The sequence below is a fragment of the Domibacillus sp. F004 genome, assembly GCF_057814295.1.
This window is the reverse complement of record NZ_JBVATB010000002.1, coordinates 514,592-538,031: the sequence shown is the minus strand read 5'-3', so window position 1 is coordinate 538,031 and position 23,440 is coordinate 514,592. Positions and strand designations below refer to the sequence as shown.

General features: G+C 43.9%; 24 protein-coding genes. 5 read left to right on the top strand and 19 right to left on the bottom strand.

The genetic code is table 11. The features are described 5' to 3' along the window. Window position 1: 1 nt before the first annotated feature. The 5 genes from ACZYRN_RS08225 to ACZYRN_RS08205 all read right to left on the bottom strand — a co-directional run bounded on the left by ACZYRN_RS08225 (window position 2) and on the right by ACZYRN_RS08205 (window position 1,975). Window positions 2-301, bottom strand: a complete 300-nt coding sequence (locus ACZYRN_RS08225; protein ID WP_488911042.1) for a thioredoxin family protein — start codon at window positions 299-301, stop codon at window positions 2-4. Window positions 302-306: 5 nt separating this feature from the next. Further along, a complete protein-coding gene (locus tag ACZYRN_RS08220) occupies window positions 307-660 on the bottom strand; it encodes a toprim domain-containing protein (RefSeq protein ID WP_488911041.1) in 354 nt (117 codons plus the stop codon). Between the two features lie 96 nt (window positions 661-756). Then, entirely contained in the window at window positions 757-1,140 is a 384-nt protein-coding gene (gene gcvH, locus ACZYRN_RS08215) for a glycine cleavage system protein GcvH (RefSeq protein WP_488911040.1), read from the bottom strand. Between the two features lie 71 nt (window positions 1,141-1,211). After that, window positions 1,212-1,562, bottom strand: a complete 351-nt coding sequence (locus ACZYRN_RS08210; RefSeq protein WP_488911039.1) for an arsenate reductase family protein — start codon at window positions 1,560-1,562, stop codon at window positions 1,212-1,214. Window positions 1,563-1,606: 44 nt separating this feature from the next. After that, window positions 1,607-1,975: a VOC family protein gene (locus ACZYRN_RS08205; protein WP_488911038.1), complete on the bottom strand. Its 369-nt coding sequence runs from the start codon at window positions 1,973-1,975 to the stop codon at window positions 1,607-1,609. A gap of 124 nt (window positions 1,976-2,099) precedes the next feature. Between ACZYRN_RS08205 and ACZYRN_RS08200 the strand changes: the two genes are divergently transcribed. Then, the gene (locus tag ACZYRN_RS08200; protein WP_488911037.1) at window positions 2,100-3,857 is read left to right on the top strand and encodes a SulP family inorganic anion transporter; all 1,758 of its coding nucleotides are present in this window, start codon (window positions 2,100-2,102) and stop codon (window positions 3,855-3,857) included. After that, window positions 3,847-4,170: an ArsR/SmtB family transcription factor gene (locus tag ACZYRN_RS08195; protein WP_488911036.1), complete on the top strand. Its 324-nt coding sequence runs from the start codon at window positions 3,847-3,849 to the stop codon at window positions 4,168-4,170. The genes ACZYRN_RS08200 and ACZYRN_RS08195 overlap by 11 nt, the downstream gene beginning before the upstream one ends. A 44-nt stretch (window positions 4,171-4,214) precedes the next feature. On the opposite strand, the gene ACZYRN_RS08190 is transcribed toward ACZYRN_RS08195, so the two are convergent. From ACZYRN_RS08190 to ACZYRN_RS08180, 3 genes are read right to left on the bottom strand one after another with little or no spacing between them, the layout of a single operon-like run. After that, complete coding sequence (locus ACZYRN_RS08190) at window positions 4,215-5,981, bottom strand: acyl-CoA dehydrogenase FadE (RefSeq protein ID WP_488911035.1); 1,767 nt, start codon at window positions 5,979-5,981, stop codon at window positions 4,215-4,217. A gap of 18 nt (window positions 5,982-5,999) precedes the next feature. Further along, the gene (locus tag ACZYRN_RS08185) at window positions 6,000-7,175 is read right to left on the bottom strand and encodes an acetyl-CoA C-acetyltransferase (RefSeq protein ID WP_488911034.1); all 1,176 of its coding nucleotides are present in this window, start codon (window positions 7,173-7,175) and stop codon (window positions 6,000-6,002) included. A gap of 13 nt (window positions 7,176-7,188) precedes the next feature. Then, the gene (locus ACZYRN_RS08180; protein WP_488911033.1) at window positions 7,189-9,540 is read right to left on the bottom strand and encodes a 3-hydroxyacyl-CoA dehydrogenase/enoyl-CoA hydratase family protein; all 2,352 of its coding nucleotides are present in this window, start codon (window positions 9,538-9,540) and stop codon (window positions 7,189-7,191) included. Between the two features lie 120 nt (window positions 9,541-9,660). Here ACZYRN_RS08180 and cls point away from each other — a divergent pair, with 120 nt between their 5' ends. Next, the gene (gene cls / locus ACZYRN_RS08175) at window positions 9,661-11,172 is read left to right on the top strand and encodes a cardiolipin synthase (protein WP_488911136.1); all 1,512 of its coding nucleotides are present in this window, start codon (window positions 9,661-9,663) and stop codon (window positions 11,170-11,172) included. 58 nt (window positions 11,173-11,230) lie between these two features. On the opposite strand, the gene ACZYRN_RS08170 is transcribed toward cls, so the two are convergent. From ACZYRN_RS08170 to ACZYRN_RS08150, 5 genes are all read right to left on the bottom strand, one after another. After that, complete coding sequence (locus tag ACZYRN_RS08170) at window positions 11,231-12,298, bottom strand: M20 family metallopeptidase (RefSeq protein WP_488911032.1); 1,068 nt, start codon at window positions 12,296-12,298, stop codon at window positions 11,231-11,233. A 26-nt stretch (window positions 12,299-12,324) separates the two neighbouring features. Further along, window positions 12,325-12,555, bottom strand: a complete 231-nt coding sequence (locus tag ACZYRN_RS08165; protein WP_488911031.1) for a hypothetical protein — start codon at window positions 12,553-12,555, stop codon at window positions 12,325-12,327. A 178-nt stretch (window positions 12,556-12,733) separates the two neighbouring features. Beyond that, window positions 12,734-13,534 carry an ABC transporter ATP-binding protein gene (locus ACZYRN_RS08160; RefSeq protein ID WP_488911030.1) on the bottom strand — a complete coding sequence of 267 codons (801 nt, stop codon included), beginning with the start codon at window positions 13,532-13,534 and terminating at the stop codon, window positions 12,734-12,736. A 6-nt stretch (window positions 13,535-13,540) separates the two neighbouring features. Further along, window positions 13,541-14,584, bottom strand: coding sequence for a FecCD family ABC transporter permease (locus ACZYRN_RS08155; protein WP_488911029.1), 1,044 nt, complete (start codon window positions 14,582-14,584; stop codon window positions 13,541-13,543). Then, the gene (locus ACZYRN_RS08150) at window positions 14,584-15,576 is read right to left on the bottom strand and encodes a FecCD family ABC transporter permease (RefSeq protein ID WP_488911028.1); all 993 of its coding nucleotides are present in this window, start codon (window positions 15,574-15,576) and stop codon (window positions 14,584-14,586) included. Before ACZYRN_RS08150 ends, ACZYRN_RS08155 begins: the two co-directional genes overlap by 1 nt. A 286-nt stretch (window positions 15,577-15,862) precedes the next feature. On the opposite strand from ACZYRN_RS08150, the gene ACZYRN_RS08145 reads away from it, so the two are divergent. Continuing rightward, window positions 15,863-16,807 carry an ABC transporter substrate-binding protein gene (locus tag ACZYRN_RS08145; RefSeq protein ID WP_488911027.1) on the top strand — a complete coding sequence of 315 codons (945 nt, stop codon included), beginning with the start codon at window positions 15,863-15,865 and terminating at the stop codon, window positions 16,805-16,807. Between the two features lie 117 nt (window positions 16,808-16,924). Next, window positions 16,925-17,248, top strand: a complete 324-nt coding sequence (locus ACZYRN_RS08140) for an iron-sulfur cluster biosynthesis family protein (RefSeq protein ID WP_488911026.1) — start codon at window positions 16,925-16,927, stop codon at window positions 17,246-17,248. A gap of 114 nt (window positions 17,249-17,362) precedes the next feature. Here ACZYRN_RS08140 and ACZYRN_RS08135 read toward each other — a convergent pair whose 3' ends face one another. From ACZYRN_RS08135 to ACZYRN_RS08110, 6 genes are all read right to left on the bottom strand, one after another. Continuing rightward, the gene (locus ACZYRN_RS08135; RefSeq protein WP_488911025.1) at window positions 17,363-17,779 is read right to left on the bottom strand and encodes a hypothetical protein; all 417 of its coding nucleotides are present in this window, start codon (window positions 17,777-17,779) and stop codon (window positions 17,363-17,365) included. A 230-nt stretch (window positions 17,780-18,009) separates the two neighbouring features. Continuing rightward, window positions 18,010-19,968 carry an alkaline phosphatase family protein gene (locus ACZYRN_RS08130; protein WP_488911024.1) on the bottom strand — a complete coding sequence of 653 codons (1,959 nt, stop codon included), beginning with the start codon at window positions 19,966-19,968 and terminating at the stop codon, window positions 18,010-18,012. Window positions 19,969-20,209: 241 nt separating this feature from the next. Beyond that, entirely contained in the window at window positions 20,210-20,842 is a 633-nt protein-coding gene (locus tag ACZYRN_RS08125; RefSeq protein ID WP_488911135.1) for a response regulator transcription factor, read from the bottom strand. Beyond that, entirely contained in the window at window positions 20,835-21,878 is a 1,044-nt protein-coding gene (locus ACZYRN_RS08120) for a sensor histidine kinase (protein ID WP_488911023.1), read from the bottom strand. Before ACZYRN_RS08120 ends, ACZYRN_RS08125 begins: the two co-directional genes overlap by 8 nt. Continuing rightward, on the bottom strand, window positions 21,875-22,606 hold the full coding sequence (gene liaF / locus ACZYRN_RS08115; RefSeq protein WP_488911022.1) for a cell wall-active antibiotics response protein LiaF: 732 nt from the start codon (window positions 22,604-22,606) through the stop codon (window positions 21,875-21,877). The genes ACZYRN_RS08120 and liaF overlap by 4 nt, the downstream gene beginning before the upstream one ends. 185 nt (window positions 22,607-22,791) lie before the next feature. Then, window positions 22,792-23,430 (bottom strand): PspA/IM30 family protein, encoded by a 639-nt coding sequence (locus tag ACZYRN_RS08110; protein WP_488911021.1) that lies wholly within the window; start codon window positions 23,428-23,430, stop codon window positions 22,792-22,794. Between the last annotated feature and the right edge of the window lie 10 nt (window positions 23,431-23,440).

Sequence of the window (23,440 nt, the reverse complement as noted above, 5' to 3'; positions counted from 1 at the left end):
ATTATATATGAGAAATCATTTCCTCATATATGTACGGAACTGACTGAAAAGCGTAAATTTTCTTTTTAAGTGTTCCTTCTGATATTAAAAGCAAACAAGGCACGCTTTCAACCTCAAATTGGCGGGCAATATCTTCATGATAATTTAAATTAATCCGTTCAAGCGGCAAATCGATGTTCATTGCTTCCACAACATCAAGCATTTTCCCCGCTACCTGGCATGTGCCGCACATGGGCGTATATGCATATAAAGCCGCTTTCGGGGCGGCTATAAAATCATCAATTGATTGAGTGGTTTTCATTGTCCTTACAATCCTTCTTTCTGTAAAAATTCCCTGCGCACATCAATATTCGCTGCCATTAAAACCGATGCAAGAGAGCGGTAAGGGACAGCAGCGACTTCTTTATACTTTCGATCAATATAAAGATGGCGGGCATTGGGCAGCTCGCGTTTAAACTGGCGCCGCAGCTTTTCGCCTGATGCATCTGCATCGACTAAAATATACACATCCCGCTCGAATAATTCATCTACCAATTCGTCTAAGCGCGCTACGCCAATCGTCCCATTCGTACAAATGATGTCTACCGGTTCTTTCACAATTTCAGCCACCCGCTTACGATCTGATGAACCTTCGACGATAATTGCTTTTTCCAGAATCATCACCATCACCCCGCTGCACGTTGTTAACTCTATTTTCACTCGTTTCCGCGAAAAAAGCAAAGTAAAAAAAGACCGGCAATCGGCCGGCCCCGTCAATTAATCTTCTTTTATTCTTTCTTCGTACTGCTCTGCCGTCATCAAATTGTCTATTTGCGAAGCATCAGACGGTTCAATGACAATCATCCATGCCTTATCATAAGCCGATTCATTTACAAATTCAGGGCTGTCTTCAAGCTCTTCGTTGATTTCAATGACTTTTCCGCTGATCGGTGCATACAACTCTGAAACAGTTTTAACTGATTCCACACTTCCAAACGGCTCGTCAACCTTAATTTCATCCCCAACAGCTGGCAACTCAACAAACACGATATCACCTAGTTCAGATTGCGCAAAATCCGTAATGCCAATGCGCACATTCCCGTCTTCTTGCTTTACCCATTCATGTTCCTGTGAATAACGCAGCTCTTTAGGCACATTCATTTGTTTATACCTCCAGATTAAATTAAGTATACTCTATACTTTACTGATTCGTTAGACAGAATGCAAGACCATCACTGCCACTTTGCGTTATATTCCTCTTCTTTAAAGCCAACCGTTGCCATTTCATCGCTAATGGCAAGCGGACGCTTGATTAGCATGCCGTCTGATGCAAGAATGGTCAGCAGTTCGTCTTCCGTTTTAGAGGCTATCTGATCCTTCAATCCAAGCTCCCGGTATTTTTGTCCGCTTGTATTGAAAAATTTCTTCAGCGGAAGACCGCTTTTTTCATATGCCTGTTCTAATTCTTCTTTTGAAGGCGGTGCTTCGACGATATGAATGGCTTCGTACGTAATACCTTTTTCATCGAGCCACTTTTTTGCGTTGCGGCACGTCCCGCATTTCGGATACCAGTAAAATTTCATGATTACACCTCAAGAATCAATTTCGTTTTTAGTTGTCTATTTTGTTATTTCATTTGATTGAGTACCCAGTTAATGCCGTTCTTGCTGTCTTTCACTTGTGCGTGCAATGCACCGAAAAACGTATCGGCTAGCTCTACCTGGATTTTCCCGCCATCTGCTGTTAGGTTATCGTACACTCTTCGAATTTCGTCTTCACTGTCAAACTGCATAATGACATTTGCATCTTTCGTCTCATTTCCCCGTCCATATGTGTCGGCAAAATGAATCAGACTGCTGCCCAGATGGAGCTCTGCGTGCAGCAATTTGCCCGCATGCTCGTTTAAAATATGAATGTCTCCCCCAAAGAGAGACTGGTAATAATCAACAGATTCTCTTACGTTTTTTACTAAGATAAAGGGACTGGCACTCTTCACTTTTTATCACCTCGACATGAAGTTCGACAACTTTTGCAAAAAACCCTTTGACAATCTATAAAAAGAAGCTTATCTTATTTATATTCAAATAATCAAATATACAAATATAAAAAGGATGATTCGTATGCGGCAATGGTATTTTACCGGTAGATATAAACCGTACTCTATGCAAGCTTTTCAAAAAGATCTTTTATCAGGGCTCATTGTCGGAATCATCGCGATTCCTTTAGGGATGGCCTTTGCAATAGCATCCGGTGTGAAGCCTGAATACGGGATTTATACGACCATCGTCGCCGGCATCCTTATTTCATTGTTCGGCGGCTCCCGTTTTCAAATTGGCGGGCCCACTGGTGCATTTATCCCTATTTTATTCAGCATTGTTATGACATATGGATTTGAAAATTTACTCATTGCCGGTTTTTTAGCCGGGATTCTTTTAGTCTTGATGGGCCTCTTTAAATTAGGTTCGCTCATTACATTTATCCCTCGTCCGGTCACAATCGGTTTTACGTCTGGAATCGCCGTTATTATCTTTACCGGACAAATTCCGAATTTTCTTGGTTTAACTGGTGTTGAAAAGCATGAGGCGTTCATTGATAATATGAAAGAACTCATGCTTAATATTCATACTATAAATGGATATAGTATCCTAACAGCTGTTATTTGTTTGCTAACGGTCATTTATACACCAATATTATTCCCAAAAATACCGGGACCACTCATTGCGCTTGTTTTTTCCACCTTGCTGGCCACGTTTTTATATCCTGGTGAGGTGGCTACCATTGGTTCAACGTATGGCAACATTTCTAGTACACTACCGCAGTTTCATATGCCAGAGATTACATTTGAAAAAGTGAAGCAGATGATTAGACCTGCTTTTGTCATTGCCATCCTGGGCGCGATTGAATCGCTTTTATCGGCTGTCGTAGCCGATGGAATGACAAATAGCAAACATAACAGCAACAGAGAATTGGTCGGGCAAGGTATTGCCAACATGGTCACGCCTTTATTTGGCGGTATCCCGGCAACAGGGGCCATTGCAAGAACAGCAACCAACATTAAAAACGGGGCTGTTTCACCCGTGTCCGGTGTTGTCCATGGACTCGTTGTTTTGATCATTTTATTGCTTTTCGCGCCGTACGCATCCAAAATTCCATTAGCGAGTTTGGCACCTATCTTAATGATCGTCGCTTGGAATATGAGTGAGCGGCATGTCTTTATTCATCTAGTCAAAACGAAAACAGAGGATTCACTCGTATTAGTTGTCACGTTTTTATTAACCATCTTTATGGATTTAACTGTCGCGGTTGAAGTTGGCCTTCTTCTCGCTGTCATCATCTTTACGAAACGAATGAGTGATATAATCGTGACAGAAAAAGCATTGCCTAATCCGTTCGACAAGCATGAGAAAGTGGCAAGCCATATGGTAACCGATTCTCACGACTGTCCGCAAATTAGTATATACAATATTGAAGGACCGCTTTTTTTCGGGGCTGCGCAAACGTTTCAGCAATCCATCATGAAGACCGTCAATTACAAGCCAGAGGTGCTGCTGCTTCGAATGGGGAAAGTGCCTTTTATGGATACGACTGGAGAAGCGCATTTATCCAGTATTGTCAGAGATTTTTCAAAACATGGAACAGTTTTCATCTCCGGCTTAAATCCTCAGCCTGAAAGTGTTTTAAGGAAAACAGGTTTGGACAAACGGATTGGCAAGGATCATTTTTTCATTCATACAGGTGACGCGATTAACGCTGCTCTGTTACATTTAAATAATGAGAAATGTCTCGGCTGCCGGCAATTTGCCTTTAGAGAGTGTGAAGCCTTTTCTAAAGGGCAACAACCTGTTTGTGATAAGGAGGACGTAACGATTGAATCTTGAGATGCAACAATTTAAAGCCGATTTTTTTAAAGCGCTCGCTCATCCATTGCGGATTAAAATTCTGGAGCTGCTGGCTGAGGGCGACAAAAGCGTGAATGAACTTCAAAGCCTTGCCAGCAGTGAAGGTTCCGCTGTTTCTCAGCAGTTAACCATTCTACGCGGAAAAAACATTGTGACAGGCACAAAAGATGGAAATCGGGTCATTTATTCGCTTCGTGATCCAATGATTGTTGAATTGCTTTCCGTAGCGAAGCAAATCTTTAACAATCATCTTGTTGATACGATTTCGATGCTTGATCAGATGAAAAAATGAAAAGACAGCCGAGGAGAAGATGGCCTCGGCTGTCTTTTCTTATGTTAGACGACATATTTTAACGAATCGTTTAATTTATCGGCCGCTTCCCTTTTTTTAGCAATGACGTTAATCGGTGTGTGGCGGCTAAGTTTTCGTAAGGCCGATAGCATAATACGCAAGCTATCGCCAGACTCAATCGCCACGAGAGTTTCTTTCGCATGCGCTTCGACTTCATAAAATGCTTCCTGGCAGAAAATTTGGGTGTACAAGACTTTCTGACGGCTTTTCTCTTCGCCGACTTTTTTAATCGCTTTTTCTGTACGAAGAACAGTCGATTCCATTGCGTATACACAGTTCACAAGATCAGCGATGTTCGCCAGCACTTCTTGTTCACCTTCAAGCGTTTTTCCATATTTTTGAACGGCTAATCCTGCTGCAAGAAGCGCTATTTTCTTCGCATTTTCCACGAGCATTTTTTCCTGTGCAAGCACGCTTTCTCCCGGTTCTTCCGGCATCAGCATCATCAGCTCATCTTGCAGCGCCTGGGCTTTCTCAAACAGCGGAAGCTCGCCTTTAAACGCTTTTTTCACAAACGTACCTGGCACAAGCAAGCGGTTAATTTCATTGGTTCCTTCAAAAATACGGTTAATGCGTGAATCACGGTACATTCTTGAAATTTCGTATTCATCCATAAAGCCGTATCCGCCATGAATTTGGACTCCTTCGTCTACAACGTAATCGAGCACTTCTGTGCCAAAAAATTTACACAATGAACATTCAATCGCATATTCCGCAATCGATGAGGCAACCTTCTTCCCATCTTTTCGTTCCTCTTCAGACAGTGCACTCATTTGCTCTTCAAAGTAGCCGACCGTTCGGTAAATGGCGCTTTCTGCTGCATATAATTTTGATGACATTGTGCCAAACTTTTCTTTTATTAAATTAAAATGTGCAATCTTCGTTTTAAACTGCTGGCGTTCGTTCGCGTATTTCAAGGATATATCGAGTGCCCGCTTCGCACTGCCGACCGTACCGACACCTAATTTATAACGGCCAATGTTCAAAATATTGAATGCAATGACATGACCTCGGCCCGCTTCGCCCAGTAAATTTCCCACCGGTACCTGTGCATCGGACAAAATGAGCGTCCTCGTCGATGAACTTTTAATGCCCATTTTTTCCTCTTCCACACCAGTCGATACACCCGGATAGCCTTTCTCTACAATAAACGCTGAAAATTGTTCCGAATCAATTTTCGCATAAACGATGAACACGTCCGCAAAGGCCGAGTTCGTAATCCACTGTTTTTCCCCGTTTAACACGTAATGTGTTCCCGCTTCGTTCAAACGAGCCGTCGTTTTCGCGCCAAGCGCATCAGAACCAGAACCAGGCTCCGTCAAAGCATACGCGGCGAATCGTTTTCCCATAGCCAGATCCGGCAAATACGTCTGTCTTTGTTCGTCATTTCCAAATAACACAATCGGCAATGTGCCTATGCCGACATGCGCCCCATGTGAAAGGGAAAAACCGCCGGCCACTGCCATTTTTTCCGCAATGAGCGCTGAACTCACTTTATCCAGGTTCAATCCGCCGTATTCTTCTGGCACATCTGCAGCAAGCAATCCGAGTTCGCCTGCTTCTTGCAATAGTTTTACTGTTCGGTCAAATTCATGCTTTTCAAGATAAGGCAACTCCGGCAAAACGCTGCCTGCTACATAATCTTCTGTCATTTTCGCAATCATTTTCTGTTCATCCGAAAAATCTTCCGGTGTAAAAATCGAGTGATACGCCACATCTTCTATTAAAAAGGAACCGCCTCTTGCTGCCATAAGTCATTTCCCCCTTTGTTACATCATTTCAAAGACACCAGCAGCGCCCATTCCGCCACCGATACACATCGTCACGATCCCGAACTGTTTGTTGCGCCGTTTCAATTCATGAAGAAGCGATAACGTCAATTTGGTCCCTGTACAGCCAAGTGGATGACCGAGTGCGATTGCCCCGCCATTTACGTTGACAATGTCTTCATTCAATCCAAGCTCGCGAATGACTTGAATCGACTGTGATGAAAAGGCTTCATTTAATTCAAACAAATCAATATGTGATAATTCAAGGCCTGCCAGTTTCAGCGCTTTAGGAACAGCAACAACCGGGCCAACACCCATGACTTCCGGCGGTACCCCTCCGACCGCAAAGGAACGCAGCTTGGCAATAGGTTTCAAACCGAGCGATGCAGCTTTTTCTCGTTCCATCACGAGGACTGCTGCGGCACCGTCTGACGTTTGCGATGCATTGCCTGCTGTCACGGTTCCTGATAAAGAAAAGGCCGGACGCAGCTTTGCCAATATGTCGACCGTCGTTCCGTGTCGTACTCCTTCATCCATCGAAAACAAGACATGTTCTTCTCTCACTTTATGATCCGCCCCGACATGTCTATTGGTCACGTCTACCGGCACAATTTCATCTACAAATTTCCCTTCTGAAATGGCGCCTGCTGCCCGTTCATGACTGCGCACCGCAAACGCATCTTGATCTTCGCGCGAAATGCTGTATTTTTTCGCCACTTCTTCCGCCGTATGCCCCATTGACATGTAATAACCCGGCATCGTTTCTGCAATCCGTACGTTCGGCCGAACGACGTGGCCCATCATCGGCACTAAACTCATCGATTCGGCTCCACCGGCGATAATGGTATCGGCGTGCCCAATCATAATCCGTTCTGAAGCATACGCAATGGACTGCAAGCCTGACGAGCAGTACCGATTGATTGTCACAGCCGGCACATCGTGTGAAAGGCCGGCAAGAGCACCGATGTTTCGTGCCATGTTCATCCCTTGCTCCGCTTCTGGCATCGCACATCCGATAATAAGATCGTCAATGTTCCCTTCATAGTTTCCGGCTCGTTTTAACGTTTCTTTCACAACAAGTGCGCCAAGGTCATCTGGACGCGTATGGCGGAGCGTTCCTTTTTTTGCCCGGCCGACAGGTGTACGCGCACCGGCGACAATAACCGCTTCCTTCATTCCTTTCCCCCCTTTAGTTCCGAAGTGGTTTTCCTTTCAGAAGCATATGCTGCATACGCTGCTGCGTTTTTGGCATGGCGACAAGCTGTAAAAATGCCTCTCGCTCCAGATCAAGCAAATACTGTTCATCCACTTCCGATCCAAACGGTACATTTCCTCCTGCAATAACCCAGGCAAGCTTTTTAGCAATGGTCAAATCATGATCGGAAATAAAGCCAGATGCGTGCATCGACTGGGCGCCAAGCAATAATGCCGCATAACCCGTTTCACCCGTGACCGGTACTTTTTTGCGGATCGGTGCTGTATAGCCCTTTTCATATAAATAGATCGCTGTCTGTTTAGCATCATATAAAAGATGATCGCTATTTATGCTAATGCCATCTGCCTGGCATAAAAAGTTGTTTTCACGTGCGTCTACTGCGGATGTGGACACTTTGGCCATCGCAACTGTTTCAAATACGCTGTTCGCAACGGCCTGTAAATCGACCGGTACACCGGTTGGCATTTGTTCAAGGTGACGAATGTACAGCTCTTTATTGCCGCCTCCGCCCGGGATAAGACCGACTCCTGTTTCCACGAGTCCCATATACGTTTCCATCGAGGCTTGAATGTGTGCAGCTGGCAAACATACTTCTGTTCCGCCGCCGAGCGTCATCCCAAATGGTGCTGCGACGACCGGTTTAGTGCTGTATTTTATTTTCATCATGGCCTGCTGGAACCCTTTAACGACCATGTCAATTTCCCACATGTCATCATCCCCGGCAGCCATTAAAATCATCGCGAGATTCGCTCCGACACAGAAATTTTTGCCCTGATTTCCGATAACAAGCCCTTTATAATTTTTCTCTACTTCCTCAACAGCAGCATCGATCATGTGTATGATGTCCATGCCAATCGCATTGTTCGGTGATGTAAATTCTAAAAGCGCCACACCGTCCCCGATATCAAGTAAGTGGGCCCCGCTGTTTTGTTTAATGATGTTCCCTTCTTTTTTCAGCTGTTTTAAATTCAGCCCTTTTTTCTGTCTGTCCATCGGTTTATATGATTTTGTTGCAGGATCATAATAGGAACCGTCTTGATAAAAAGGACCTGGCATCTCTTTTACCCAGCCTGGAACGATCAGGCCTTCTGCTTCCATTTTTTGAAGGGCTTCTCTGACCCCAAGCTGATCCCATATTTCAAATGGGCCTTCATTCCAGCCGAATCCCCATCTCATTGCCCGGTCAATCGAGACGATATCATCGGCAATTTCACCGGTTAACCTGGCAGAATAGAGAAGCATTGGAGCAATCATCTTCCAAATAAACTGGCCGGCCCCGTCCGTTGCATAAGCAAGTGTTTTCCATTTCGCTGATCCTTTTTGTTTTTTTGCTTGATCTATTGAATCCGCTTTCATTTTTTTGCGTTTCACATATTCCATTGACTGTGGATCTAATTCAAGAATCGTCTGCCCATCCTTTTTAAAAAAGCCCTGCCCCGCTTTTGCACCGATCCAGCCGTTGTCACGCATTTTTAAGAGCGCATCTGGTATATAAAAGACTTTTTTTTCTTCGCCGTCCACTTGGTCATATACATTTTTCGCCACATGAATGAATGTATCAAGCCCAACGACGTCAAGTGTCCGGAATGTAGCACTTTTCGGCCGGCCGATAAGTGGTCCTGTGATGGAATCGACTTCCCCGGGTGACAGTTTCATTTCAGTCATAAGGTGCATCGTGTGAAGCAATCCATATGTGCCGATCCGATTGGCGATAAAGTTTGGTGTATCTTTCGCAAGCACGACCCCTTTTCCGAGAACATTTTCACCAAATGTTTTCATGTAATCGACTACTTCTGGTAACGTATGGGCCGTTGGAATGAGTTCAAGCAGCTTCAAATAGCGCGGTGGATTGAAAAAGTGTGTGCCGAGAAAATGCTTTTTAAAATCATCGCTCCGGCCTTCTTTCATCGCTTCAACAGAAATACCTGATGTATTGGAGGATATAATGCTGCCTGGCTTTCGATAATGGTCTACTGCTTCAAACACTTTCTTTTTTACATCTAAATTTTCTAAAACCACTTCAATAATCCAGTCTGCTTCTGCTAATTGCGTGAGATCATCTTCTAAATTGCCGCCTGTTATCAAAGCCGTATTCTGTTTGGACGCAAGTGGTGCTGGTTTTTGATTCACTAACCTTTGGATCGCGCTTTCCGATAGAACATTTCGGTTTTCAGCATTTTTCGGGACGATGTCAAGTAAAATAGAAGGAATACCCACGTTCGCCAAATGCGCGGCGATGCCCGAACCCATCACGCCAGACCCGATAATCGCTGCTTTTCGAATGTGCTGAACCACGTTTACGTCCTCCTTTGAATGAATACTCATTCATTTATTCTCCTTCACTATATCGCACCTTTTTTAAAATTTCAACTGTCTCTTTTGAAAAAAAAAGGGTAAACTGAGTGGTAGTTGAGAGGAGTGTATTCGGCCATGAGAGAAAAAGCGGTGCAGCTTATCGTATTAATTAGCGTTGTTGCGCTCATCTATTTCGGACTCCGTTATTTTTCAAATGAATTGTCCGTCGCGTTTACCTATCTTGCTGGAATCATTTCCATTTTTGTTGTATTTAATTTGCTTTTATTTGATTCACGCGGTACCAATTCAAAAGTGGCTTGGATTGCGATTGTGCTCGTTTTTCCACTCGCAGGTGCGATTGTCTATTCCGTTTTCGGACGAGATCCCCGCAACCGGATGCTTCCTAAATCTGTCATTGCTGAGACGACAAAGTTTATTACATCCATGCGGTTTCACGGAGAAAAGTGGGATGTATCATCCAATATTCCTCAGGCGAAAAACATTCAAAATATGACTGGTTTTGAAGCACTTGCCGGCAATAAAGTCGATATTTTAACAAACGGTGATGAAACATTTCCTGCCATTTTAGATACAATCCGCCATGCGGAACACCACATTCATATTCAATATTATATTTTCCGGGAAGATGAAATTTCCACAAGCATACGTGATGCGCTTGTAGAACGGGCTGAAGCGAATGTACATGTCCGCTTTTTATATGATGGGCTCGGTTCATCTGGATTATCTGCATCTTTTTTAAGCCCTTTAAAAGAAGCGGGCGGCGAAGCCTATGCTTTCGATCCCATTGTGTCGCCATGGTTTACACGCACCGCTAATTTGCGCAATCACCGCAAAATGGTCATCGTCGACGGACATACCGGCTTCACTGGCGGATTGAACGTCGGAGAAGAATACCGAAGCAACACACCACAATTTGAAGTGTGGCGTGATACCCATTTGAGAATGAAAGGCCCGGCTGTACGCCAGCTGCAAGAAGCCTTTATAGCCGATTGGATTCATGCGACTAGTGCAAAAACGTCGTTGCTTGATGAATTAAAAGAAGATTTTCGATTTGAAGCGTATTTCCCATCTGAATCGCACGAAGCGGATGAAATGGTTCAAACCGTATATGGCGGGCCTTATAACGAAGAACGCGACGTGCGCGATGCAATGCTGGAAATGATTTTATCCGCAGAAAAGTCGATTTGGATTGCGTCTCCTTATTTTGTGCCTGACGATGAATCACTCACTGCTGTACGAGTTGCTGCCCGCAGTGGAAAAGATGTGCGCGTCATCGTACCAGGCAAAGGCGACCGCGCCATTTCATTTTATGGCACAAATTCTTATTTTCAGGATTTATTAAGTGCCGGTGTCAAAGTGTTTGCATACCGTGATGATTCATTTCTTCATTCAAAAGTACTGCTGATTGATGGAATGCATGCCATCGTTGGCACCGCTAACTTCGATGTCCGCAGCTTCCGGCTCAATCATGAACTAATGACCTTTTTATATAACCGGACGCCTGCTGTCGAAAAAGTCGAAGTGGATTTTTTGAAGGATTTTTCTGATTCTGTTCCGATTAGCCGAGAGCGTTATGAACACCGCACCTTTCCAAAAAGAATTGGCGAATCACTCGCCCGGCTGCTCTCACCTATTTTATAAAAAAAGCCGCTTCTCCTTAGGAAGCGGCTTTTCTGCGTGGTGCTGATCGTTTTGATTTTTATGAAAAATGAAGAATATAGTGTTGTAAAATAGCGGAGAACTCCATAAGCGAATCTATTTCAACATATTCATCCTTGCCATGATGATTCGCACCGCGCGGGCCAAATTCAACGGCTGGAATGCCATGTTCTGCATAAAACCGCGTATCGGCTGCCCCGTCCTGGCCGAAAAACAAAACATCTCGCCCGAGCACTTTTTCAGCCGATGCTTTCAGCTGACGAATCGCTGCATCTTGCGGGTTTGTTTGAACAGGCGGCCCTTCGCTTAAAACCGTCACTGTTCCTTTTACTAGCTGCTCTATTTCGTTCACGATCACGTCCGGATTCTGTCCTGGCAGATAACGAATATCCAGATCCATCGTACAGCAGTCTGGTACTTGATTAATGGCTTGTCCTGCCTGAATTCGGGCTAGATTTAACGATGGCTGTTTAAAATACGCCGTGCTCATCTGAAACATTGGAAGCATTTCAATTTTTTTATATGCGTTCACTGCATTTAAAATCGCATTGTCACCGAGCCACGGCCGGCTTCCATGAGCAGATACACCCGTTGTTTCAATTCGAAGCTGCAGCACGCCTTTCGCTTCAACCGCAATATCCAAATTAGTCGTTTCGCCGCAAATCACGACATCGCCTGCCAAACCTTGGCTAACTAAAAAGCCCGTTCCTTTTTGACCGCCCGTTTCTTCATCCGGAACGAGCACAAGCATCACTTTACACGAAAGCGGCTGCTTCGCAAGTTCAGCCGTCACATGCATCATCACCGCCACGGCACCAAGCATATCAAAACTGCCCCGTACGATAATTTTCCCGTCTTCCACATACGGAATAAACTGCTCACTTCCAGCCGGCACAACATCAAGATGACCGTTTAGCACAACGGTTGGACCGCTCTCACCAATCATAGCAACGACATTTTTCAGTCCTTCATGCTCAATAATTTGCGTATTTATCTCCCGTTTGGTCAGCCACTCTGCACAATAATCAGCGGACATATTAATCTGTTCTTTTTCAACCGTTTCAAATTCAATTAATCGCCTTGTTAAGGATATAATCGACTCTTTCAAAAGAACCTACTCCTTTCCATTCCCGATCAAAAAACCCAAAAGATAAGCGTATACCCAAGGACCATCATACCGCCGATTAATCCTGCTACCATCGCCACAGTGATTATTTCAGGCGGCAGTAACGGCCTCTTTGACTCTTCTTTTTCTGGATGTATACTCACGTCTATTTTCTTTAATTGGTGCACTTCCTGTTTTAAATAATCGTCTGGCGGTGTATCATTCAGCAGCGTGTCAATGAGTGATTTTTCTTCCTTCATCTCACGTCCCTCTCCTTTTCACCGTTGCTCCTCTTGCAGAGCTCCATCCCACTTTCTTATTATTCTAACAAAAAAATCCGCAGCATGTAGACTGCGGATTCCCCATCCCGGTTTCAATCGACCTTTTTGTTGCTTGTCCTCGCTTTTTTATGAAAATCCATTTTTTTGCATCGGCCGTTCATTCGGAAACGACTTTTCTTCCTTTTCCAAACGGAATACAAAGCGGTGTCCCGAAGAGCGGATCACGTTCAATCAAGCAGTCAAGACCGAAAACATGTTTAACGAGAGCAGTAGTGATAATCTGTTCCGGTGCGCCTTCTGCATATATCGTTTTATCTTTGACAGCGACGATATGATGAGCGTAGCGGCAGGCGAGATTTAGGTCGTGCAGCACCATTACGATCGTGCGGCCCTCCTGCTCATTCAATTCAAACAGCAAATCCAAAATCTCAATTTGGTGGGTCATATCAAGATAAGTCGTCGGTTCATCAAGCAAAAGGATGTCCGTATTTTGTGCGAGCGCCATCGCAAGCCATGCGCGCTGGCGCTGGCCGCCGGATAATTCATCAACGAGACGGTCTGAAAGTTCCGTCATTAACGTTGCCCGCAAAGCCTTTTGAACCGCTTGTTCGTCGGCCTCACTCCATTGTTTTAACCACGTCTGATGCGGATAGCGGCCTTGCTTTACAAGCTGTAAGACCGTCAATCCTTCCGGAGCAGCCGGCGACTGCGGCAAAATCGCCATTTTGCGTGCCACTTCTTTTGTCGACATCTTTTCTAGAAGGATATGATCTAACGATACGTGACCAGACGACGGCTTCAAAAGACGGGCAGCGGATCGGAAAAGCGTCGACTTCCCGCAGCCATTGCCACCGATCAGCACCGTTATTTTTCCTTTCGGCACAGTCCAGTCAAGCTCTTCAATAATGTTTTCTTTTCCATAACGGAGTGTAACGCTGTCCATTGTAATGGCACTCATCTTCATCTATCCTTTCGTCCGAAATAATAAGTAAATGAAATACGGTGCACCAATTGCTGCAGTGAACACACCGGCTGGAACTTCAAGTGGCAAAAAGAGTGTGCGGCCGGCAAGATCAGCGAGCATGACAAGAATCGCACCAAGCAATGCCGTCGCTGGAATAAGTCCCCCTGCGTGAGAGCCGACGAGGCGGCGGGCGATGTGCGGGGCCATTAACCCGACAAAGCCGATGCCTCCTGCAAAGGCGACCGCACCGCCAACGAGTGCCGTGGCAAGAACAAGAAAAAAAATACGTTGCCGTTCAACCCGTGCGCCTGCGCCAGTCGCAAGTTCATCACCAAACTGCTGCATATTTAAATGACGGCCGGCCATCATCACAGCAGCAAGACCCATCATCGTCCACGGTGCGATGATGGAAACATCACTCCATGATGACCCGTTCACTGAACCCGTCATCCACATATTCGCTTTGGACGCTTGATAAATCGGTCCAATGATCATCATCATCGTCGTCACCGCTTTCATTGCAGCGGTCAAACCGATCCCGATTAAAATAAGACGGACGGGCGATAGACCCTTTCTCCAGGCGAACAGATAGACGAGCAGCGCTGTTACGGCTGCCCCGATAAACGCGGCGAGCGGCAACCAGCCGATGCTAACAGTTAGCGCATTGTTTTGATCACTGAATATGGCGAGAAATGCGGTAACCGCCGCACTTCCACCTGCCGTCATTCCGATTAAATCAGGTGATGCGAGCGGATTGCGGACGAGCCCCTGCAAAACCGCACCGGCCACTGCCAGCGCCGCACCGGCGAAAAGTGCCACTAAAATACGCGGCATCCGAAATGAATAAACAACCATATGCTGAAACGGATCGCCAAAACCGAAAATGGTTTGAAAGGCAGCAATTGGACTGAATTTAATATCACCGAGAGCCGCGCTTGCAATAAACACAAGTAGCAGACAAGCTGATAAAATGATAAGTGTACCTATCGTTCTTTGATCCATTAAGAAAGAAACAGTTCCATGTAAAGGACGAAAAGCTTTCATCAGTTTTTCTCTCCTTTACGGGCAATGTAAATAAAAAAGGGGACCCCAATAGCCGCTGTCATCACACCAACCGGTACTTCCTGCGGCATGATTATGTAACGGGCCGCAATGTCGGATGCAAGAAGCAGACCCGCTCCAAGAAGACCCGAAAAAGGCAATAACCAGCGATGATCCAGGCCAATCCAGCCCCGTGCAATAGATGGAATGATAATCCCAATAAATCCGATTGGACCAGCAACTGCTACTGCTCCACCCGCTAGTAAAACGATGAAAATCGATGCAGCGATTTTTGTAAAACCGATATGGAGACCAAGTCCCCGGGCAACCTCTTCCCCCATCGACAACACGTTTAATTTTCCCGCTATCACGAGGGCTCCGATCATGCCAGCTGCAAGATATGGCAAAACAGACAGAAGCAAAGGAAGACTTCTTCCTTGTACAGAACCTGCAAGCCAAAACAATGCTTGATCAAGCATTGCTTCATTAAAAACGAGAAAGCCTTGCGTTATCGACGAAAACATTGCTCCAATCGCCGCACCGGCAAGTGTCATTTTTATCGGTGTCAGCCCTTCCCGCCCAGCTGAACCGAGCACAAATACGAGCAGCTGGGCGATCGCCGCACCTATAAAAGCAAGCCATGTAATCGACTGGTTGCTGCTTATACCGAACAATACCAGTCCTGCGACAACGAAAAAGCCAGCGCCTGCATTGATACCGAGAATATCCGGTGACGCAAGCGGATTTTTCATCAACGTCTGCATGATCACTCCCGCCATCGCCAGACTTGCTCCGACACATGCCGCAATAAGCGCTCGCGGCATGCGGACGTTTTGAATGACTAAATGTTCATTGGATCCATTAAAAGCCGTAAAGGAATCGTATACCCCTCTCCATGTTGTATCTGTATAGCCGTACACGACGCTCGCCGCCATTAAAACAGCCACTACAACCGTTCCGCCAAACAGCAGGGACGCATTTTTTCCTATTGTCATCGTAAACGCTTCCTATCTATCAAAGTTTTTCACTTCTTTATTGTAAAAAGACCTTTGTCTGCCGTCAATGACTTTGAAAATCAATTTCAATTAAGTATTGACAGATTGAGCAATACTGTTTATGATAATGATGGTAAGTGGTAATGATAATCATTATCAAAGGTTTCTCATCCCACCGATTCATTGTAAAGTTTAGACGATCCGAATGCCCATCCGGATCGTCCCCTTTTTGGATGTAGACAGATTATTCTGCTCAAATACATATTATTTTTCAGGAGGAACGAGAATGAAAAGATGGTTTTTACTTAATCTAGCTGTGCTAATATTCTTCTTAGCAGCATGCGGAAACAAAGAAGAAAATGAAGATACGGCAGCCAAACCAGATGCAGATACATATACGGTCGAGCACGCAATGGGCTCAACCGAAATCAAAGGAACACCAGAACGTGTCGTTATTTTAACAAATGAAGGAACAGAAGCTCTTCTCGCTCTTGGCATCACACCGGTTGGAGCCGTTCAGTCATGGACAGGCGATCCGTGGTACGATCATATTGCAACCGATATGGAAGGTGTCGAAGTCGTTGGAATGGAAGATCCCGTGAATGTAGAAGCGATCGCGAAGTTGCAGCCTGATTTAATTATCGGCAACAAAATGCGTCAAGAAGCGATTTATGAGCAGCTGACAGCAATTGCGCCAACCGTTTTTTCGGAAACATTACGCGGCAACTGGCAAGAAAATTTCCAGCTTTACGCGAAAGCAGTAAATAAGGAAGCAGAAGGTGAAAAAGTACTGGCAGAGTATAACGATCGCATTAAGGAACTAAAAGAAACATTTGGGGACAAGTTAAACCAGGAAATATCTATGGTCCGCTTTATGGCTGGTGATACACGCATTTATCATAAAGATTCGTTTTCCGGCGTAATTCTCGAGCAGCTTGGTTTCGCACGTCCTGCTGAACAGGACAAAGACGATTTTGCTGAAACGAACGCTACAAAAGAACGAATTCCGGCAATGGATGGCGATGTCATCTTTTATTTTACCTATGACACAGGCGACGGTGAAGCAGTAAAAGCAGAAGAAGAATGGGTAAACGATCCCCTGTTCCAAAATCTTGAAGCTGTGAAAACTGGAAATGTGTACAAAGTGAACGATGCCATTTGGAATACAGCAGGCGGCGTCATAGCCGCTCATGATATGCTCGATGACATTGAAAAATATATCGCTGATTGAGGAACTAGAATACTGCATAATAAAAGCCCTTCCGTTTTAAAAATAAACAGGAAGGCTTTTTCTATTGGATCGGAAAAAATGATTTGATATACTGAAAAGAAAAAAGGTGGAGAACAGATGGAGATTACAATCACATCAACTGCTGCTGAAAAAATACGTGCATTGCAAAATCGAGAGGATGGTTTTTTAAAATTAAAATGGGACACAGAAGGAAACGGCTGTGTGCTGAATGGGGTCCCAACGCTATGGTATGTGGATGCACCTGATGAAGAGCATGACGTATTACTTGAAACGAATAACATGCCTATTCTTGTTGAAAAACCGAAAATGGTTTTTTATGATGAAAAAGTAAAAATCGATTATTCGGTAGAGGCCGGTATGTTCCAGCTGAAAAGTCCTAATCAAATATTAAACGGCAGAATGGCTTTTCGAAATAAATAATCAGGACTATTTTCCTGTTAATAAGAGTAACCCTTGATGCAGCAAATTAAATACGTTTTTATTTTTTATATGACCGCTTTTATTTTATACAAAAAAAGCGTGCCCTGCCTGCTCTTATTTGCTTAAATCAGGCTGACGTTTATCTTCCAGCTTTTTTTCTTTATAGTATCTAGACACGGCATGATTAAAGGCCTCATCCCGTTCACGTAATGTCACTCCTGATTTTTGCATTCCCTCATTAAATACGTGCCAGGGGAGACCATATTTTTCTTCAAACCAACTGACAAAGCCCATCTCCTCTTTCCCATGTGTGCAAACATAGTCGAAAATAGTGGTATACACTTTGTCTGCCTCTTCGGCAGACAGCGGTCCCGTTAACACCTTCAACGCCGCTTCACGTCCGTCGCCAACATAAAAGGAGACATACATTTCTGGAAGTGCAGCAATATGCCGGCCGTTATGTTTGAGTATGAAAAATTCAATGATTCTGCTTTTATCCGTAAAAAGACCGGCAACTTTCACTCTTTTCATCCTCTATCCCTCCATTTTTTGTATCTTTACTATTAAATGAACGATACTTTCCTTATATAACCTTTTATTCCATCTGTCAATAATTAAGCAAATTGGAGCATGTTAGAAAAACGATAGAGGCTCCTAAGGCGCATCAATAATGTTACAATCTATTCCCTTTTATCTGTCTTTTTATTCATCTGGATTTTCTAAATAGAACAGCGGTCTGCTCCATGCAGACCGCTGTTCTGTTATTCTCTCCATAATTCTATTCGCTGTTTGCTTTCCACAAACAGAGGCGCTTCTATCCCTAATAATTCGTATAATGTCGGAGCGATGTCAAGTGTTGTCATCTCTTCAATTGTTTTTCCTTGTTTGATTGTGGACCCTTTTGCCATAAAGACAGGGCGAAGAACACTGTTTGTTGAATCGCCGCCGTGTGTCCCTAATTCTATCGCAGGTTTAACTGTATCGGACGTTCCGTTGCCTATCATGTATCCCGGTGCCCCGATAAGCAAAATATCACCTGAATGGGCATGTCCAAGCGGCTTTTTATCTTTTTCTGAAATGGCAAGCACCGTTTTATATGGATGAATGGTTTTTTCAACTATACTTTTCCAGATCTCATCTCTATTTTCTTCCGGCAGCATAAGACGAAGCGCCTCTTTATTTCCGTTTAACATGGCCTCAAGTGTATATTCAATCAGCTTATCTCTTCCAGCCGGTTTAACGGTTGTTTCTTTGAACAATTGAATTACTTCTTTTTGAACGTCTTCATACTCTCCTTCCGAAACGATGCCGTTTTTTTCTCTTGATGCTAGATTAATATACACATGCGCTGTGGAGCCGCTCGGTATCGCGTACGCTTTTGTTTTCTTATAATCGATTTTGCCTTCATCATCGATCGACAAAAGGCCGGCATCTTTTAATCGTTTGTTTGGCTCGAGTATCGAGTGGGCCGGTTCCATGCCATGATCGGATAGAACAAATAAGTGATCATTTGCTTCCATCGTGTCCATCGTCCTGCCTACGACGTCATCTGCCAGCAAGTATGCCCATTCTACATAATCCAAATATTGTTCTGACTTTTCTACCGAATAACCGGGCTGTCTTGGGTCCGTTAATAAATATTGATGCTCTTCATGATCGATTTGAGGAGCATAAAACATAAGCAAATCCGGCTCATATGTTTCTTTTATGTAAAGCGAAACATCGGTAATCCAAGTGACAAACCGCGCGCTGATCTCTTCATATTCTTCACGGGTAATCCAATTCTCCTGAAGGGCTTTATCGTCATCCTGCATCGGAAAAAAACCAAATTGATCCGTAATATTTTCTTTAAAACCGGCCGGTCCGCTGATTAATCCAGATGTGACCGCCGTTTTGTAGAATGGCACCGCTTTTTTCAACCCCGGATCGTTCGCTTTTAGTTTAAACGAGAAGCCGGCTGTTTCACCGTCATTGACTTGCATGCTAAGAGAACCCCACTTGTTCCCTTTTGTCACCGCATCCGTATCACTTACCTTTTTGTCTTCCGATAAAATAAAGGTATCGTATTTTCGTTCTTTATCGTCTTTCGTATCAATGGCTAACATGTGAATCACTTTATTTTTTTCTTTTTCTATCTTAAGCGGTATAACGGTTTCTTTTAAAGGGCTAAAACTTTTCGGAGAATTCGTCCAATCCGTTGCCGCTTTAAAAACGAGCGATTCCAGGCTGCTTGGCGACCAAGTTTCCCCGTAGTAAATCGAATAATCGGCTTTGTTGCCATCATCAGGATTCGCTCCCGGGAATGCAACAGCTGCGGTTGTTTTGCCCTGCTGCCGTGCTTCTGCCCAAATGGGCGGCACCTCCACTTTCGTATGAAAGGCATCATCCTTATTTTGAAACTTTTTCTTCGGGTCATGCCACTGGTTGCTAACAACCCCTGTTTTTTTAGGTGTAGCACCCGTTGAAATGGCCGCATGAGAAGGAGCCGTCAGAGAGGGCGTAATCGTCGATGGTTTTTTTGCCCACACACCACTCTCAATGAGCGCTTTTATATGCGGAAGCTTGCCTTCATGTACATACTTTTTCGTTAAATCTTGTCTCATTCCATCAAAGGAGATGACAATGACATCATTCTTTTTCGGGGATTCCGCTTTTACTGCATTCATTACCGGGCTCAAACATAGAACCAGCCCTACCATTGACACAACGAGTTTCTTCATATCTCTTTCCTCTTCTTCCTATCTTAGTTGTACTTTTATTCATACCCTGTTTAAGTCCCCTGTTAAAACCTTATTCTCTCCATTTTTCTCTTCAACTTAATGGATACAATGGATTATTTTGGAAGAAAGAGAAAAGAGCTTCAAGTTATGAACTAGAAGCCATCAAAATATAGATCATCATAATTTCATTTTTTCAACTGGTGTAACCATTAGAGGAGATTAATCTTGGGGAACAGGATGTTTATCGGATTAAATTATGCTTGAAGGCGTAAATAACGGCCTGCGTTCGATCTTGTACATCCAGTTTTCCTAACATGTTACTGACATGAACTTTGACTGTTTTTAATGCGATATATAACTGATCCGCAATTTCCTGATTCGTTTTCCCTTGTGCGACAAGCAGCAAAATTTCCATTTCCCGGCCGGTTAAGTGATCATGCAATTGTTCCATCGGCTTTTCACGCATTCGTGTCATGATTTTCCCTGTTACTTCCGGTTCTAGTACAGATTGTCCTTCATGAGTGGCTCGGATGGCGTTTGCTATGTCACTCGCTTTTGATGTTTTCAACATATAGCTTGTTGCACCCGCTTCGAGAGCGGGATACACTTTTTCATCATCAAGAAAACTCGTCACGATAATGATTTTGGCTTCAGGCCATTTTTCAATAATTTGTCTCGTTGCTTCAATTCCATCCATTTTCTCCATGACAAGATCCATTAAGATGATATCTGGCTTTAACGATAACGCGAGCTGAATAGCCTCTCCTCCATCGTCTGCTTCGGCGATGACTTCCATATCAGGCTGTGAAGACAGATAGGCAGATACACCGATTCGGACCATTTCATGATCATCGGCAAATACGATTTTAATGATGATTTTCACCTTCTTTTTTCAATCGTGGAATTTTCACTTCCAACCGTGTTCCTTCGTTTGGCAAACTGATGATTTTAAACGTTCCTCCTACTTCATAGGCACGTTCGCGCATATTTTGAAGCCCGTACGAACCTGAGCGAACGTTTTCTACATTAAACCCTTTTCCATCATCAATCACTCTTAAAATGACCGTATCATCTCGTTCTATCAGCATCACTTGAAGAGCTGCTGCTTTCGCATGTCTAAGCGTATTCGATACAGACTCTTGCAAAATTCGAAATAAGTGATCTTCAATGCCTTTTTCAATCGAGAATGTTTCAATCTTCCAATCTACTTCCATCGGTACTTTTTGAGTGAGTTCCCCTAACAGCTCTTCGATGCCTTCTTGCAGGGATTTTCCTTTTAATGCGACCGGTCTTAAATGAAGCAACAACGCCCGCATTTCAAGTTGTGACTGATGAATCATCGTTTCGACCATGTGCAGCTGCCGATGAATGGAGGAGTTTTCTGGACTCTCGGTTTCATTAATAGCTGACATCATCATCGATGCGGCGAACAATTGCTGACTAACCGAATCATGTAATTCTCGTGCAAGGCGATTTCTTTCCTGGACGACAATTTCCTGCAGGCTTTTTTCCCGCTCGATTGCCCGTTCTGTTACTAAACGCTGCGCATATTCCGCCTGGCTTCTAAACTTCTCCTGCACTTCTTCCATCCGTTGTTGAATGTCTTTTAATTCCTTATACCGTTCATCATTTGTTGTATACGTTTGGCCTTTTACCAGTTCATCCAGCTGCCGATCAATCCGATGAAGCCTTTGCCGCCAATACCAACCCGTCGAAATCCCAACAACTAACCCTGCTAAAATAGGGAGAACAAAAATGACGATTAAAAAAGAGACATCGGCTATTTTTTGTTCGAAAAGGATTGACCAATCTTCCAGCGGAAAAGCAGCCAGTGTCACACTAATGATCACAAGTGAAAGGAACAGGCTAAACAAAGCGCCTGTAATGATGTGACGGATCATAATGCTCATATCCGTTTTACCTCGATATCCCCTGATAGTAAAGAAGTAATAATTTTAATCCTCGGATAGGTTGAATGATAGTTTTCTGTCTGATAGAGGAGAGACTGATTCATTAAATTCTCATGGCGGTTTCCAAATAAATGCACACGTCCAAAAATAGAACTGTGATGGATGCTTACTTCTACTTCATAAGGGACGTAAATTTCGATGTTCCCCATAATATGACGAATGGAAATAACGGCCGTGTCTTCAGGAAGAACGGTGTTGCTCAGATCAATGACTCGGTCACCGAAACCTCCATGTATATTTATATCCCGCCACTGATAGGCTGTATTTTCCGTTTTCTGATCATCAAAAATTTTATGAGTAAATAACGGGTTTAGTTGAACGATCGGCTCCACGGCCGCTTCCTCTTGGACAGGAAACATCGGCTCGATCCGTTCCGCTTCTTTTTTCGTTTTCGTATAATGAATGAGAAATAAAACAAGGCCAATTACAAAAAGAAAGCGCACAGCGATCATGTTCAAAATGGCAATGAGGATACTGAGAAGTCCGCCCCAGAAAAAACATTTTCCCCATAACCGATTTATTTTCTTCCAGCCAATATACGTTGGCACACTAAAAAAGAAAGCGGAAAAAAGAACGCCTCCATCAAAAAAAACAATTTCAATAATAAAAAGGATCACCCCAAAAATCAGGATCCAATTAAACATATTTGTCGTCAATCGCTGAAACATGGAAGTGACCCCCCTTCTATCATATTTTACCGAAAGAGCACCCCCACTTCAAACAGCTCACAAGAGGGTGAAGTGGAGGGTATCAAATATTTGAACAGACATTGTACACAATGTCTGTTCAGTATAACATTTATCCCTTTTTTAACCTACCTATCATCACGTAAACGTACCTGTGAAGGTATGTGTTAGTAAGCCTCAGCTTGATCATCTACCTGCATGTCTTTTTCAAGAAGGGCTATTTTGCTGTCAAATGTATGCTGCGTATAAGAATGATTCACTTTTCTCTCTAACCCGTCAATGTATTGTTCCATTTCCGTGAAACGAGAAGATCGTTTGTCCGATTCATCTGCGATCACTTTATTGAGCCGATGATTCGTGCGTGCTACGTTCTCACGCCCCATCAGTTCCATGCGCCGCAAATGCATATCCTTTAACTTATGTTTCATTTCTTCATATTTTTGTTCCAACGTTTCCAGCTGCTGCACAGACTCTTCAAGAAGCGTCTTCATTCTTTCTGCCCGTGATTGATAGTCTTCATACTCTTTCATCGCAAATGTATGCAGTTCCTCTTCGCCCGCTTTTTTGGCGATACCTGCTTGCCGGAGACGCTTATCCGCAAGCTCCTGTGCGTGATGATATTCTCTTGCAAATTCTTCCTTCAGTCGGTACTGTCGTTCGATCAGCATTCTTACCTTGTCCTTTTCTTGCTCACTTTGACGCAAATAATGATTTAATGCTGCAATCGGGTTCTGTTGTTCTTTTCGGTCTAACAGATGATGAAGGTCCGCCGAAATCGATTGTTTAATACGTGTAAATAAATTCATTTTAAAAAAT